This window comes from Haliea salexigens DSM 19537 (assembly GCF_000423125.1).
GTDB classification, from domain to species: domain Bacteria; phylum Pseudomonadota; class Gammaproteobacteria; order Pseudomonadales; family Halieaceae; genus Haliea; species Haliea salexigens.
Genome location: NZ_AUHJ01000001.1, coordinates 317,618 through 332,161 on the forward strand (window position 1 = coordinate 317,618; position 14,544 = coordinate 332,161).

The 14,544-nt window shown below is 62.1% G+C and carries 13 protein-coding genes; 4 read left to right on the top strand and 9 right to left on the bottom strand.

Annotated elements, in window-relative coordinates; all coding sequences use genetic code 11:
* Complete coding sequence (locus tag G533_RS0101535) at positions 1–1,104, bottom strand: phosphoribosylaminoimidazolesuccinocarboxamide synthase (RefSeq protein ID WP_027948438.1); 1,104 nt, start codon at positions 1,102–1,104, stop codon at positions 1–3.
* On the opposite strand from G533_RS0101535, the gene G533_RS0101540 reads away from it, so the two are divergent.
* From G533_RS0101540 to G533_RS0101550, 3 genes are all read left to right on the top strand, one after another.
* Entirely contained in the window at positions 1,103–2,320 is a 1,218-nt protein-coding gene (locus tag G533_RS0101540) for a phospholipase A (RefSeq protein WP_051229866.1), read from the top strand. The two genes, G533_RS0101535 and G533_RS0101540, sit on opposite strands and share 2 nt — an antisense overlap.
* Positions 2,321–2,435: 115 nt before the next feature.
* The gene (locus tag G533_RS20095; RefSeq protein ID WP_035525847.1) at positions 2,436–2,864 is read left to right on the top strand and encodes a group II truncated hemoglobin; all 429 of its coding nucleotides are present in this window, start codon (positions 2,436–2,438) and stop codon (positions 2,862–2,864) included.
* Positions 2,865–2,867: 3 nt separating this feature from the next.
* Entirely contained in the window at positions 2,868–4,928 is a 2,061-nt protein-coding gene (locus tag G533_RS0101550) for a TonB-dependent receptor (protein WP_027948440.1), read from the top strand.
* 57 nt (positions 4,929–4,985) lie between these two features.
* Here G533_RS0101550 and G533_RS0101555 read toward each other — a convergent pair whose 3' ends face one another.
* Genes G533_RS0101555 through tsaB form a run of 4 tightly spaced genes read right to left on the bottom strand, consistent with a single transcriptional unit; the run spans position 4,986 to position 8,824 of the window.
* Positions 4,986–5,993, bottom strand: a complete 1,008-nt coding sequence (locus G533_RS0101555; protein WP_027948441.1) for a tryptophan--tRNA ligase — start codon at positions 5,991–5,993, stop codon at positions 4,986–4,988.
* Positions 5,990–7,300: a M18 family aminopeptidase gene (locus tag G533_RS0101560; protein WP_027948442.1), complete on the bottom strand. Its 1,311-nt coding sequence runs from the start codon at positions 7,298–7,300 to the stop codon at positions 5,990–5,992. The genes G533_RS0101555 and G533_RS0101560 overlap by 4 nt, the downstream gene beginning before the upstream one ends.
* A 25-nt stretch (positions 7,301–7,325) precedes the next feature.
* Complete coding sequence (locus G533_RS0101565; RefSeq protein ID WP_027948443.1) at positions 7,326–8,126, bottom strand: undecaprenyl-diphosphate phosphatase; 801 nt, start codon at positions 8,124–8,126, stop codon at positions 7,326–7,328.
* On the bottom strand, positions 8,126–8,824 hold the full coding sequence (gene tsaB / locus G533_RS0101570; RefSeq protein WP_027948444.1) for a tRNA (adenosine(37)-N6)-threonylcarbamoyltransferase complex dimerization subunit type 1 TsaB: 699 nt from the start codon (positions 8,822–8,824) through the stop codon (positions 8,126–8,128). Before tsaB ends, G533_RS0101565 begins: the two co-directional genes overlap by 1 nt.
* A gap of 115 nt (positions 8,825–8,939) precedes the next feature.
* Here tsaB and mobA point away from each other — a divergent pair, with 115 nt between their 5' ends.
* On the top strand, positions 8,940–9,512 hold the full coding sequence (mobA, locus tag G533_RS0101575; protein ID WP_027948445.1) for a molybdenum cofactor guanylyltransferase MobA: 573 nt from the start codon (positions 8,940–8,942) through the stop codon (positions 9,510–9,512).
* 70 nt (positions 9,513–9,582) lie between these two features.
* Here mobA and G533_RS23255 read toward each other — a convergent pair whose 3' ends face one another.
* From G533_RS23255 to relA, 4 genes are all read right to left on the bottom strand, one after another.
* Positions 9,583–10,488, bottom strand: coding sequence for a hypothetical protein (locus G533_RS23255; RefSeq protein WP_051229867.1), 906 nt, complete (start codon positions 10,486–10,488; stop codon positions 9,583–9,585).
* A 191-nt stretch (positions 10,489–10,679) separates the two neighbouring features.
* The gene (gene adk / locus G533_RS0101585) at positions 10,680–11,327 is read right to left on the bottom strand and encodes an adenylate kinase (RefSeq protein WP_027948446.1); all 648 of its coding nucleotides are present in this window, start codon (positions 11,325–11,327) and stop codon (positions 10,680–10,682) included.
* Between the two features lie 152 nt (positions 11,328–11,479).
* On the bottom strand, positions 11,480–12,292 hold the full coding sequence (gene mazG / locus G533_RS0101590) for a nucleoside triphosphate pyrophosphohydrolase (protein WP_027948447.1): 813 nt from the start codon (positions 12,290–12,292) through the stop codon (positions 11,480–11,482).
* Between the two features lie 8 nt (positions 12,293–12,300).
* A complete protein-coding gene (gene relA, locus G533_RS0101595) occupies positions 12,301–14,532 on the bottom strand; it encodes a GTP diphosphokinase (protein WP_027948448.1) in 2,232 nt (743 codons plus the stop codon).
* Positions 14,533–14,544 lie beyond the last annotated feature (12 nt).

The window sequence follows — 14,544 nt, forward strand, 5'->3', positions numbered from 1 at the left end:
TCAGGCCAAGAGGCCGAATTCTGCGCCCAGAATGTCGAGAATTTCGCGGCGCGGATCATCACTGCGCGGCAGCGGTCGGCCGGTGATCTTTTCCGCCAGGCCGGTATAGGTCGTTGCAACCTGCTGCAGTACCGATGCCGGCAGCAGCGTGTCGCGCGCCAGCGCGATGCGCTCGGGCATGCGGTCCTTGTTAAGGAGGATATCCGGGTCGGGGAAGTGATTGAGAAGCAACTGGCGAAAACCCTCCTTCGAGTTCTCCACCACCCGCCCATCGCGCCAGGCGGGGCCGTCCCAGATACGCGAAGAATCCGGCGTGCCGACTTCGTCCATGTAAATCATCTGCTGCTCGCCGTCGGCGTTGGTCACGTAGCCGAACTCGAACTTGGTATCGACGAACACCTGGTCGAGTGACGCGAGCTCGCGACTGATCACCTCGAACCCGGCGCGCAGGAGCGACTCATAATGGCCTACGTCAGCGGCTAAACGAAAGCCAAACGCGCGGAAATTATCGACCAGGTCGGTGCGCGCAATATTGACGTCATCCTGCTCGGGCACGCCGGGAATACCCCGCAAAATGCCCTTGGTAGACGGGGTAATAAGCAGCTCAGGCAACGGTTGGTCACGCTTAAGCCCCTCTGGCAGGCGCAGGCCGCAGAATAGCCTCTCACCTTTGCTGTAGGCGCGCCACATGGAACCGGTGATGTACTGGCGGGCGATGGCTTCAATCATCACCGGCCGCGCTTTCTGTACAATCCATACCAGCGGATGCGGTGTTTCGAGAATGTGGCTGGGGGCCAGCCCGTGCTCGCGGAAACGCTGGAACCAGTGGTTGGAAATGGCGTTGAGGGCTGCGCCCTTGCCCGGCACACCGGCCAGGCCTTCTTCGGCCTCCCACAGGCATTCGAACGCGGAAATGCGGTCACTGATGACCATCACGGCGAGCGGTGTTCCCGCCGCCACCGGGTAGTCGCGTTCGCGGATGAGTCGCTCACTGTCGCGCTCTGTGAGCCAGTAAACCGAGCGCACCTTGCCTGAGTGCACCGGGGCCCCCACCCGCAGTGGAAGGTCGTTGTTCACCGCCAACACAGTGTGGGCAAGGCTCATGACAATTTCCCGAGTTGTGCTCCTGCAGGAGCAATCAATTGATGTGCGCGCGACAGGCAGCACGGAACAAGGCGCGATTCTAGCAGAGCAGGCCGGGGGGCGGCACCTCCGGCGCGCCCAGGGCCGCCTGTCACTGAGCCGGCGGTTCCGCTACACTGTTTGGCGATTCATTTCCTGCTATGAGCCCATGAAACAGTATCGCACCCTCCTTTTGCTGCTGCCCGCTATGACAGCAGTGCCCGCAGCGCTGGCCGAAAATTGTGTCGCTATAAGCGATGACCAGGCTCGCTTGGCCTGCTATGACACCGCCGCTGGGCGCAGTGCTCCGGGTCTGCCCGATACCGAGGAGTCCTCCCGCGGCTGGGGCGCGGGCACCAGTGAGCCAGGATTGGAAGAAGAGGCCGTCGAACCCGTCAATCTGGCGGAAGAAGAACTGCTGTTCGGCAAGCGCATCGCCGAGGAAGCAGAAATCACCGGCAATGCCTGGGTGATCACCCCGCATCATCGCAACTACCTGCTGCCCCTGACCTACAGTGACACCCTGAACCGCGATGCCTGGGCCCTGCAACAGCCCGACGAGCCCATGGACCGGCTGGAGGCCAAGTTCCAGTTGAGCCTGAAAACCATTGCCTGGGAGAACATTCTCGGGCGCAACAACCACTTGTGGGTGGGTTACACGCAGCGCAACTGGTGGCAACTCTACAACGAGTCTTCACCCTTTCGTGAGACCAACTACCAACCCGAGGTAACGCTGTCCTTCGCCAACAACTGGCGTTTTTGGGGCTTCACCAACACCCTGTGGGACGTGGGCTTTGTGCACGAGTCCAACGGCCAGGGGGGTGACCTGTCACGCAGCTGGAACCGCATCGTGGCCGGTGCCGCCTTTGAACGCCGCCGCATGACCCTGAATGTGCGCGGCTGGTATCGCATTCCGGAGAGCGGCAGCAGTGACGATAATCCGGATATCGAAGACTACATGGGTTACGGCGACCTCACCGGTATCTGGAAGTGGGAGCAGCATGAGTTTGCCGTACAGCTGCGCAACAACCTGCAGTCGGACAACCGCGGCGCGGTGCAACTGGAATGGACTTTTCCGGTGAATCGACGCTTCAAGGGCTATGTTCAATACTTCAACGGCTACGGCGAAAGCCTGATCGACTACAACCTGCACCAGAGCCGTATCGGTATCGGCGTATCCATGACCGATTTGCTATAATCCCACCTAGCAGTTGCACCGCCTCTGGTTCACTCTGCCGTCCCTGTGGGGACGACATTCGGGGCCACGGCGCGTACACTGCCCCGCTTCTGTCACCACAACTCAAATCACGACTATGACCACACCCAATACCCCCTACGCCATTCTCGGTGACGCCGGCATCCGCCGCCTGTGCGAGGACTTCTATCGCATCATGGATACCCGTGCCGAGGTCGCCGAATTGCGCGCCATGCACGCTGATGACCTCGGCCCCGTGACCGAACGACTGACAGATTACCTCACAGGCTGGATGGGCGGCCCACCCCGGTATGCGGAAAAGCACGGTGGCGTTTGTTTGACCGAGCCCCACGCACCTTTCCACATCGGCCCGAAAATGACCGAGCAGTGGCTGTGGTGTATGGAACAGGCGTTGCAGGAAGGCGGCGCCAGCGACACCGTGAAGGACATGCTGCGTGTGCCTCTGCAGCGTATTGCGCAGGCAGTGCAGAATCGCGACAACGACGACTCACCGCGCAACAACCCGAACATTATTGCCGCAGGATAAGTTATGCACGCTACCAAGACACTGACAAGCGCCCTCCTCGCTGCCCTCTTCGCCTCCGCTGCCAGTAGCGAACCGGTTCTGGAGCAGGTGATCGTCAGCGCCAAACGTATCAGCGAAGACGCCAGCCGGTTGCCCTTGTCCTGGTCTATCGTGGACGACGAGGCGCTGACGCTCATCGGGCACACCCACCCCAACGAAATCATGCAGCAGGTGCCCGGCGCCTGGATAAGCCGCGGCAACGGCCAGGAGAGCCTTACCGCCCTGCGCTCGCCGGTGCTGACCGGCGCGGGGGGCTGTGGTTCATTTTTCGTGGCGGCGGATGGCATCAGCCTGCGCGCACCCGGTTTCTGCAACGTCAACCAGCTGTTTGATGCCAACCTGGAGCAGGCCGGCCGTATTGAAGTTATCAAGGGCCCCGCGGGTGCCAGTTACGGCTCCAACGCCTTGCACGGCGTGATCAATGTTCTCAGCGCCGCCCCCAACCCTGCAGCGGGGCAGCAAATCGCCCTGGAAACCGGCCCCGACGACTATTACCGGGCGAAACTGAGCCTTAACCACGGGGCTGGCCGCCACGCTTTCAGCCTCAGAGGCAATGTGGCCACGGATGGTGGTTACCAGGATGACTCCGGCTACGACCAGGAAAAGCTCACGCTGCGGCACGACTACGCAGGCGACATCTGGAGTATTCGGACCGTGCTGGATGGCGCCAACCTCAACCAGGAAACCGCCGGGTTCATTCAGGGCTTTGAGGCCTACAAGGATGACGACCTGCGCCGCAGCAATCCCAACCCGGAAGCCTACCGGGATGCCTGGTCGCTGCGACTCTACAGTGAGGCCACCCGCGACCTCGGGGACGCCATGCAGCTGAGCATCACCCCGTATCTGCGCCGTAACCGCATGGAGTTTCTGCAGCATTTCCTGCCCTGGCAGCCGGTGGAAACCAATGCCCATGAATCCCTCGGCCTGAGAACCGCGCTGCACGTTGAACAGGGTGCGCTCAGCTGGGTGGGCGGCGTAGACCTCGAAATGACCGAAGGTTCGCTGCAGGAAGTGCAGGCGCAGCCGTTCAGCCCGAATCAACCGGAGGGTACGCATTACGATTACACCGTGGATGCCAGCGTTGGGGCGGCTTGGGCGCAGGCAAACTACGCCTTGTCCGACCGCTGGACACTGGATGGCGGCCTGCGCGTGGAGTACACCCACTACGACTATGACAACAACGGACCCGATGGCTCGGTGTGTGCGCCCGAGGCCACGGCTTGCCGCTTCTTCCGCGTGGCTGACCGCAGCGATAGCTTTACTGACTGGTCGGTGAATGCCGGCGCGAGCTTCCTGCTGCGCCCGGGCCACAGCATCTACCTGCGCGCGGCCAACGGCTTCCGTGCCCCGGATACCAGCGAGCTGTACCGCCTGCAGTCCGGGCAATCGGTTGCCGACCTCGATTCAGAAGTGATGGACAACATTGAGCTGGGCCTGCGCGGCAACAACGGTGCCGGCTTTGGCTATGACCTGTCGCTGTATCACATGAACAAGGATGAGGTGATTTTCCAGGACGCCGACCGCCGCAATGTGAGCGGTGCACGTACCGAGCATACCGGCCTGGAGCTGAGCCTTGACTACCGCAGCAGCAACGCGTGGTACGCCGCCCTCGATGCCAGCGCCGCGCGCCACCGCTATGCCAATAATGCGCTGCCACTGGGTGTGGACGGATCCATTGACGGCAACGATATCGATACGGCGCCACGCCTGTTCGGCAGCGCCCGGGTCGGCTGGGAATTCGCACCGCGACACGGCAGCTCGCCGGTGGCCGAACTGGAATGGGTTTACATGGACGAGTATTACCTGGAGCCGGAAAACCAGTTCAAGTACGAGGGGCACTCACTCCTCAACTTGCGCATGAGCGCCTCGTTGACACGTCAACTGGGCGCCACTCTGCGCGTTACCAACCTGCTTGACGAAGACTATGCGGAACGCGCCGACGTGGGCTTTGGCAACTACCGCTACTTCGTGGGCAGGCCGCGCGGCGTATTCCTCGAGCTGCGCTACGGTTGGGACGCCAGCTAGCGACGCCCTGGCGCCTGGCGGCACATATCGCGGGCCGCCGACACCAGAGCAACGTACTCATCGCATGGCGCCAATGCCCACTGCCTCGCGCACTTGCGCGAGCAGCGGCACACTGTGGGCCCGGGCGCGCTCGGCGCCCCGCTGCAGAACCGCCTCGATTTGCCCGGGATCGTTGAGCAACGCTTCATAGCGCTCGCGCGCGGGCGCCAGCGTATCGTTCACCAGCTCAAACAACTGCCGCTTGGCCTCCCCCCAGGCAATGCCCGCCTCGAAATCCGCTCGCATGCGGGCAGTATCCTCGGCGGATGCGAAGGCAGACCAGATCTGGAATACCGTTGAGTCGTCCGGATCCTTCGGCTCACCCGGCTCGAGCAGGTTGGTCTTGATCTTGTTGATCGCCTTGCGCAGCTGTTTTTCCGGCAGGAACAGGGGAATGGTATTGTGATAGCTCTTGCTCATCTTGCGCCCATCCAGGCCCTGTAGCACCGCCACATGGTCGTCGACCACCGCTTCCGGCAAAGTGAACAGGGGCGCAAAGTTGTGGTTGAAGCGCTGCGCTATATCCCGCGCCATCTCCATGTGCTGGATCTGGTCCTTGCCCACCGGTACGCGCTGTGCGCCAAACATGAGGATATCGGCCGCCATCAACACGGGATAATTGAACAGCCCCATGGTAACGCCGAAATCGGGGTCTTCCCCGGCCTCCTCGTTCGCCTGGGTTGCCGCCTTGTACGCGTGGGCACGGTTCATCAGCCCCTTGGCAGCGTTACAGCAGAGAATCCAGTTGAGCTCGGTGATTTCCGGGATATCCGACTGGCGATAAAACACCGCCCGCTCGGTGTCCAGGCCCAGAGCCAACCAGGTGGCGGCAATTTCCTTGCTGGACTGGCGCACCTGTGCCGGGTCCTGGCACTTGATAAGCGCGTGATAGTCCGCAAGAAAGAAAAAAGACTCCGTCGCCGGGTCCCGGGAGGCGGCAATGGCCGGACGAATGGCACCGACAAAATTGCCCAGGTGCGGCGTACCGGTGGTGGTAATGCCGGTGAGAACGCGTTGTGTTGTCATGAGTTTCCTATCAATGGCCCGGGTTGATTGTAAAAGCGTCGCAGCACGCGGGAAAGATTTGCCGCGTCATCGCGCCCCGCCAGCTCCCTGATCGAGTGCATGGCAAAAGTCGGCACGCCGATGTCGAGGGTACGAACGCCGGTGCCACCTGCGGTAATGGGGCCGATGGTGCTGCCACAACCCATGTCCGAGCGCACCACAAAGCTCTGCACCGGCACGCCTTCTTCCCTGGCGAGCAAACGGAACAGGCCGGCGGTCTCGGCGTTGGTGGCGTAACGCTGGTTGGCGTTGATCTTGATCACCGGCCCCGCGTTCAGCAGCGGTCCGTGGTTGTCATCGTGCCGGTCGGCGTAATTCGGGTGAATACCGTGGGCGTTGTCTGCCGAAATCATCACCGACTGCGCAACCAGCCGGGCCAGCGCGGTTTCATCTGGTACCATACGCCGCAGGGTAGAAAGCAGCATCGGGCCCTGGGCGCCGGCGGTGGACAGGCTGCCGACTTCCTCATGATCATTGCACACCAGCAGGCAGCTCTGCCTGCCATCCGCAGCGAGCAACGACTGCAGCCCGGTGAAGCAGCTCAACAGGTTGTCCAATCGGGCCGAGGCGACGAACTCACTGTGCAGGCCAACCAGCGCCGGAGGCTGTGTATCGTAGAAGGAGAGCTCATAGTCCAGCACCTCCGCTACACCGCAGTCGGGATGCTCCTCCAGCACGCGTTCACGCAACAGTTCGCGAAAAGACGGTAACGCCGCATCTGCCTGCAGCGACAGCACCGGGAGGATGTCTGTTTGCGGGTTGATACTGCGCGACTGATTGGCCTCGCGGTCCAGGTGAATGGCGAGGCTGGGAATCACCGCCAGCGGCCGGCGAAAATCGACCGTGGCCGTGCGCAGGACTCCCCCACCATCCGCAAAACTCACACGCCCGGCGAGCGACAGGTCGCGATCAAACCAGGGATTGAGCAAGGCGCCGCCGTACACCTCCACGCCCAGCTGGAAATAGCCCGCGCGCCGCTTTTCCGGTGTGGGTTTCACCATCAGGCAGGGGCTGTCGGTGTGCGCACCGACCATGCGCATCCCCGCCTCCGGCGGACACTCGGTACCGACGGTAAACGCGATCAACGAACTGTCATTGCGCGTTAAGTAATAACGCCCGCCCGCCTTCAGCGGCCAGGCTTGCTCTGCCGGCAACGGTGTAAAACCCGCAGCCTGCAGGCGAGTGACCAGTGCCTCAACCGCATGGAAGGGCGTGGTCGCAGCGGCAAGAAAAGCCAGCAACTCGCGATTGAATTCATCGACGTGCATAGTCAGTGCGCTCCCAGAAACAGCGTTAACGTAGCCACAGTGTATACAGCACCGCGGCCAATACGATGCGGTAGTAGACGAAGGGCATAAGGCCGACCCTCTCCAACAGACGCAGGAACAAACCAATGCAGGCGTAGGCGGTTACCGCGGCCAGCAAGGCGGCCGCAGCCATCAGCCCCCACTCGACTGCGGCGCCCTCCTGCGCCAGCTGCATGCCTTTCAGCAGGCCGGCACCGGCGATCACGGGTATCGACAGCAGGAAGGCAAAGCGCGCCGCCGTGGCACGGTTCAGGCCCAGCAACAGTCCCGCTGTCAGCGTGACGCCCGAGCGCGACACCCCGGGTACCGGGGCCAGAGCCTGTGCCAAGCCTATAATGAGGGCAATGCCCAGGGTGAGCGTGGCGAAAGACGACGCCAGCCGCGCATGACGGTCGGCCAATCCCAGCAGCAATCCGAACAGCAGCGTGGTCGTGGCAATCACGGGCAAGCTGCGCAGCTGCGACTCGATAAAGTCATCGGCGAGGAAGCCCACCACACACACCGGTACCGTGGCCACCGCGAGATAAAACACCAGCTGCGTGTCCGCATTGGTGCCGCGGCCCCGCAACAGGCCCAGGCAACTCCCCGTCATTGCCAGCAGGTCGCGCCGGTAATACGTCACTACGGCCAGCAGTGTGCCCACGTGCACGGCAACATCAAAAGTGAGCCCCTCGTCCTGCCAACCCAGCACCAGCGAAGGTATAACCAGGTGTGCAGAACTGGAGATCGGCAAGAACTCCGTGACGCCCTGCAGAAAGGCAAGGAACATCGCCTGCAGGATATCCATCAGCTTTGGGGCCCTTGCTCGGCAAGCTTTTTCCAGCGAATTTCATCGCGCACATACACCGGGCAAATGGCCTCAGCCTGTTGCCACGCACCCGCCGTAAACGCCGCTTCGGCGAGCGGCAGGATATCTTCAGCACTGGGTAACACCGTGTCATGCAGCGCACTGATACGCGCCTGAGAGGCGCCCGTCATGTCCGCGTGATAACGCATGCCCCCACCCAGCGCCACAACCTGCTCGGCACCGGGAATAACCAGTGCTTCGGGCCGACAGGCCGCTTCGCTTGATACGGCATGCGGAAGCCCATCCACAACCTGATACAGCGCCCAGTACAATTCGCCGATGTGTGCATCCAGCGTACTCAGCACCCAGCACCCCTCGCCGGCCAGGCCGAGGCGAATAGCGGACTGCACCTGCGCGGCAAGCGTAGACACCGGCAACGCGGGTAACTGTGCGGCGAAACAGATACCCTGCGCCGCACTGGCGGCAATGCGCAGGCCAGTGAAAGACCCCGGCCCACAGCCGTAAGCAACGGCATCCAGACCACCGGGGCCGCCGGGCAGAAGCTCGCGCAGCATACCCAGCAGCAACTGATTGTGCCGGCGCGGCGCGTACTCTTGCAGCACCCGCACCGTGCCGGCGGTCAACAGGGCCACGGAGCAGGCATCGGTAGACGTATCAATCGCGAGAATACTTGTCATAGGGTCCGCTACAGGAGACAGTGACGACAACAGGCTGCATTGCAAAAACCGCTGCCGCCGACCTCAATTATCTCACAGCAAGTGGATAGCCTGAACCTGGGAGGGCCGGAAACCGGTGAATAATGTACCGCAGAACGGGCGCATCGCCGGGCTGATACTCGCCGGCGGCAGTGGGCAGCGTATGAACGGGCGGGACAAGGGCCTCTTGCCCTGGCACGGGCAGCCATTGATCGCACAGGTCGCCGCCAGACTTCGTCCCCAGGTCAACACGCTGTACATCAGCTGTAATCGCAACATTGCGGAATATGCCGGGTATGCCGATCGGGTTTTCAGCGATGCCCCCGGCTACGGCGGTCCGCTCGCCGGTCTGTACTCGCTACCCGCCGCTACTGCGCCTCTGTTACTGCTGACGCCCTGTGATACGCCGCTGGTACCGCGGGACCTTGCCACAACCCTCCTGCAGGCACTGGAGGCGACCCCGCACGCGGACATTGCATACGCCACCGCCGAGGGCAGCTCTCACTACCTGCACGCCCTTTTGCGCCACCGCGCTCTGGCAACATTGCCCGCCTATCTCGCTGCTGGCGGGCGCGCGGTGAAGGGCTGGTACGCGCGCCAACACGTGGTCACCGCCGAGTTCGACGCGGCGTATTTTCTCAACTGCAATACGCCCGACAGCGTCGATTGAGCGACTGTTCCGTGCAGGCAAAAAAACCCGCAGCGGGCAACCGATGCGGGCTTCGACTGACGAGCGCGAATCAGGCGGGGGTTTTAGCCCGCGCCTTACGCTTGGGTGCAGCCGCTCGCTTGGGTGCAGCGGCTTTCTTCGGTGCGCTTTTCTTCGGCGCAGTTTTCTTTGCGGGCGCTTTCTTCGCTGCAGCCCTGGTTTTTTTCACCTGGGTGCCGGCTTTGCGTGCGGCGGCGGCTTTGGGCTTGGCGGTCGATTTTTTGGCTACCGACTTCTTAGCTGCCGACTTCTTCGCTGCGGATTTGGCTGGCGCCTTTTTTGCCGTTCGTTTACCGGCGCGAGACAGCGCCGAATCAACGCCTGAGGCAACGGATTTCTGCCCGCTACGCGCCCTGCCAAATACCGACTTGGCCGCTGCTTCGGCTTTTTTCTCTGCCGCGCGCAACTTTGCGAGCACTTTTTTCTCCACGGCTGAAAGCTTTTCAGCGTCAGCCTTGGCGCGCTCTTTACTCCACTGCCGGGCATGTCGCGCCAGCGCGCGCGCCTTGTCGACTTCTGCCTTGGCGGCGAGCTCAGCCTTCTTGGCCAGAATGCGCTCTTCAGCCGCCACGCGGTGGCCGGCCAGCTGCGCCTCCGCAACCACTTCTTTCACCCGCTGGCGCATGGCGTCCAACTTGCTGCGAGAACCGTCGAGGCGTTTGTTGACACGCTCAACCGCTTTGGTCGCAGATTTTTTTGCACGTGCATCCGCATCGCTGCGCGCCTTCTTGAGCTGGGCACGCGCATCTGCCAACGCCTTTTTTTCCGACTCTACAGTGGCCTGCAGTTTCGCCAGCGCGTCGCGCGCGCGCTTTTCTGCTGCGGCAGAGGCCGATGCTTTTTTGGAGGTGGCAGCCGTTTTCTTGCGTGGCGCCTTTTTGGCCGGTGCCTTGCGTGTGCCGGTTTTTGCTTTCGCCTTGCCCTTGGCCATTGCCATACGCGATATCCCCAACTTTGTGTGAACCCAGAGTTGCAGGCAAAATAGCAATATTCACGGGGGCTTACAACAGTGCATTTGTAACGCGACGCGCGCGCAGCGCGTCGCACGTTATCGTTACAAGCGGGGAAAACACTGTCTGCGAAGGCTCACGCTATCAGCGCAGCGTTGCAATCGCGCAATGGGGCTGACTAGCGACCCAAGGCCGCGAACACTTTGCGGCGGATATCTTCAACGCTGCCAACACCTTCGACACGGTGACAGGCGGGAGCCTGCGGGCCAGACATGGACTGGTAGAACTGCACCAGTGGGCGGGTCTGCTCCTGGTACACCTGCAAACGCTTGCGAATCGTTGCTTCCTTGTCGTCGTCGCGCTGCACCAGCGGCTCACCGCTTTCGTCATCCACACCTGCTTTCTTCGGTGGATTGTGCAGTACGTGATACACGCGACCGGACGCCGGGTGCACACGGCGACCACTCAGGCGTGCAACGATTTCCTCGTCTTCTACTGCAATTTCCACGACATGGTCGATATCAACGCCGGCGTCCACCATGGCTTCTGCCTGCGGAATTGTGCGTGGAAAGCCATCGAACAGAAATCCGTTGGCGCAATCCGCCTGCTTGATGCGTTCCTTCACCAGGCCAATGATGATGTCATCGGACACCAGGCCGCCTGCGTCCATGACTTCCTTGGCTGCCACGCCCAGCTCGGTTTGGGCTTTCACTGCCGCTCGCAGCATATCCCCGGTGGAGATTTGGGGGATACCCCAGGTTTCAGTAATGAACTGAGCCTGGGTGCCTTTACCGGCGCCGGGGGCGCCAAGAAGTATCAATCGCATTCAGATGCATCCTCGAGGTTGTCTTGCAGCTCTAACCCGTGCCGCTGCGCAGCGAAGCAATATGGCCGTACGAATAGGGGCGGTAACCATACACAGGGGCGGGTTATTGCACAAGCCCCGGACGGGGCGCCTCCGGGGGACGAGCGCCGAACTCAGGCGCGCGCTTTGGCCGCCACCCAGAGTGCTTCAAGCTCTTCGCTGGTGAGAGCAGCGAGCCCACGCCCATCCGCCTCGGCTAGCGCGGCCTCCATAACGCGGAAGCGTCGCTCGAATTTCGCCGACGCGGCACGCAACGTGGCTTCAGCATCCAGGCCCAGCCGCCGCGCCAGGTTCACGCAGGTAAACAACAGGTCGCCCATTTCATCCGCCACAGCCGCCGCATCACCCGCCGCCATGGCGTCCTGCAATTCGCCCCGTTCTTCGTCGAGCTTATCCAGCACCGCCGATGCGTCGGGCCAGTCGAAGCCGACCAGCGCGGCCCGCTTTTGCAGTTTCTGGGCACGCGGCAGTGCGGGCAACGCGACAGGCACATCGTCCATGCTACCCCGCTGCGCGCGAGCGGCTCGCTCTTCGCGCTTGATCGCCTCCCAACTGCGCTTGACCTCGGCCACATCATGCCGGGCATCCACACGCCCCTCGATCTCGCCTGCGGCAAACACATGCGGATGACGGCGCAGCAGCTTGTCCACCAGGGTGTGCACAATTTCCTCGAACGAGAAAAGCCCCTGCTCGCGCCCCAGCTGTGCATAAAACACCACCTGGAAGAGCACATCGCCCAGCTCTTCGGCAACGTGGGGGTAATCACCGTGCTCTATCGCGGAGGCCAGTTCGTAACACTCCTCCAGAGTGGAGGGCACGATACTGCGAAAGTCCTGCTGCAGGTCCCAGGGGCAACCGCCCTCCGGGTCCCGCAGGCGCTGCATCACGCGCAGCAGGTCAGCGAGGGTGTAGGGAGTTGTCGACATGGCTCTACTCACTCCGATACCCGGGCAACGGACACCACATTGCTCAGGCGGCTGATTCGTTCCAGCAGTTTTGACAGGGCGCCAAGATCCGGCACTTCCACGGTGAGGCGCATGGTCGCTGTATGCTTTTTCTTGTTGGTCTGGGTGGCGATGGCCAGCACATTGATACGCGCGTTGGCGAAGAGATTGGTGATATCGCGCAGCAGCCCCTGCCGGTCGTAGGCTTCAATGGCGACATCCACTTCGTAGTTTTCACGCGGCGACTCGCCCCACGCCACTTCGATCACCCGTTCGGGCGCGCTCTCCTGCAAGTCCAGCAGCCGTCCGCAATCGCTGCGGTGGATACTCACGCCGCGCACCCGCGTAATGAAGCCGGTGATTGCATCACCCGGCAGGGGCTTGCAGCACCCCGCCATGTGCGTCAGCAGGTTGCCTACCCCTTGCACACGAATCTGGCCGCGCGACAGCGGGTCATTGCCCGGGCGCGCCACCTGCAGCTGGGGCTCTGTACGTTTCTCCACCAGCGACTGCGCCGCATTCAATACGGTCGCATAGACGAGGTCACCGGCACCCACGGCTGCATACATATCGTCGACAGTTGGCATGTGAACCTTGTCCGCGACACGGCGGTAGTCGACGCTGGTCAACGCCAGGCGACGAAACTCACGCTCCAGCAAATGCCTCCCGGCATCGACATTGTCTTCACGCGCCTGGGCCTTGAACCAGTGCTGCACTTTGGCCCGTGCACGGGAGGTGCGCAGATAACCCAGCCCGGACTGCAGCCAGTCACGCTTTGGTACGCCCTGGCGGCTGGTAAGAATCTCTACCCGCTCGCCGGTTTGCAACGTATACGTGAGCGGTACGATGGCGCCGTTCACTTTGGCACCGCGACAACGGTGGCCGATTTCGGTGTGTACGTGATAGGCGAAATCCAGCGGCGTTGCACCGTAGGTGAGATTCACCACATCCCCATTGGGGGTAAACACGTAGACCCGGTCCTGCGCGAGGTCCGAGCTGAACTGCTCGACGACATCCCCACTGTCGCCAACCACATCATTCAAATCCAGCACCTGACGCAGCCAGGCAATCTTTTCCTCGTAGCTGCTCGCCAGGTTCGAAGGCACGTCCGACTTCTTGTAACGCCAGTGGGCACACACGCCCAGCTCGGATTCCTCGTGCATCTGTGTGGTGCGAATCTGTACCTCGAGTATCTTGCCTTCGGGCCCGATCACCGCAGTGTGCAATGAGCGGTAGCCGTTCTCCTTGGGATTGGCGATGTAGTCGTCAAACTCATTCGGGATGTTGCGCCACAGCCCGTGAACCAGCCCCAGCGTTGCGTAGCAATCCCTGATTTCCGGCACCAGGATACGTACCGCACGAATGTCGTACACCTGCGAGAAACCAATACCCTTGCGCTGCATTTTGCGCCAGATACTGTAAATGTGCTTCGCGCGGCCACTGATATTGAACTGCAGCCCCGCCTCCCCCAGCACACGGGTCAGCTCCTCGGCAACGCGGGCGATGTAGCCGTCGCGCTCCAGGCGTTTGCCATCCAGCAGGCGGGCGATCTTGCGGTAGGCATCACCGTAGATGTAGCGGAAAGACAGGTCCTCCAGCTCCCACTTGAGATGGCCAATGCCGAGCCGATGCGCCAGTGGTGCGTAGACATCAAACACCTCGCGCGCGATGGACCAGCGCCGCTCCTCGTCGTTCTTCACGGCTCGAATGGCACAGGTGCGCTCGGCAAGCTTGATCAGGGCCACGCGGAAATCGTCTACCAGCGCCACCAGCATCTTGCGAATATTGTCCTTCTGGCCGTGCTGCTGGCCGAGCACAGGGGAGTCGATCTGGGTTTGCAGGTCACTGATGGCGGCCATGCGCAGTACGCCGCTGAGCAGGTGGCTGACCCCTCCGCCAAACCCCTGCTCCACCTCGTCCAATGTCAGGCGCTCCTCGCGCACGGCGCGGTAGAGAATACCCGCGATCAGGCAATCGGTACCCACGTGTAGCTCTGCCAGAATCAACGCAATGTCCAGTCCCGCTGCGAAGCAATCCGGATCGTGCGCCCAGTCGGATAGATCACGCCCGGGGCGGTCACGGGCTACACGGGCCAGGCGACAGGCCTCCAGCAAGCGATGTTCGTCGTCGTCTCGATGCAGGGTGGGCAGCTGCGCCAGCCAGCGTTCAAGATCGATCTCACCGGTCGGGGTGATATGTGATTGCTCCCGGACTCGAACCATGGTGCGGGGTGC

Bases quoted from the DNA above. Each gene is read 5' to 3' on its own strand.
- G533_RS0101560 (WP_027948442.1), bottom strand. From the start codon at position 7,300: ATGCACGTCGATGAATTCAATCGCGAGTTGCTGGCTTTTCTTGCCGCT.
- G533_RS0101535 (WP_027948438.1), bottom strand. From the start codon at position 1,104: ATGAGCCTTGCCCACACTGTGTTGGCGGTGAACAACGACCTTCCACTG.
- G533_RS0101555 (WP_027948441.1), bottom strand. From the start codon at position 5,993: ATGACAACACAACGCGTTCTCACCGGCATTACCACCACCGGTACGCCG.
- G533_RS20095 (WP_035525847.1), top strand. From the start codon at position 2,436: ATGACCACACCCAATACCCCCTACGCCATTCTCGGTGACGCCGGCATC.
- mazG (WP_027948447.1), bottom strand. From the start codon at position 12,292: ATGTCGACAACTCCCTACACCCTCGCTGACCTGCTGCGCGTGATGCAG.
- tsaB (WP_027948444.1), bottom strand. From the start codon at position 8,824: ATGACAAGTATTCTCGCGATTGATACGTCTACCGATGCCTGCTCCGTG.
- G533_RS0101540 (WP_051229866.1), top strand. From the start codon at position 1,103: ATGACAATTTCCCGAGTTGTGCTCCTGCAGGAGCAATCAATTGATGTG.
- G533_RS0101550 (WP_027948440.1), top strand. From the start codon at position 2,868: ATGCACGCTACCAAGACACTGACAAGCGCCCTCCTCGCTGCCCTCTTC.
- relA (WP_027948448.1), bottom strand. From the start codon at position 14,532: ATGGTTCGAGTCCGGGAGCAATCACATATCACCCCGACCGGTGAGATC.
- adk (WP_027948446.1), bottom strand. From the start codon at position 11,327: ATGCGATTGATACTTCTTGGCGCCCCCGGCGCCGGTAAAGGCACCCAG.
- G533_RS23255 (WP_051229867.1), bottom strand. From the start codon at position 10,488: ATGGCAATGGCCAAGGGCAAGGCGAAAGCAAAAACCGGCACACGCAAG.
- G533_RS0101565 (WP_027948443.1), bottom strand. From the start codon at position 8,126: ATGGATATCCTGCAGGCGATGTTCCTTGCCTTTCTGCAGGGCGTCACG.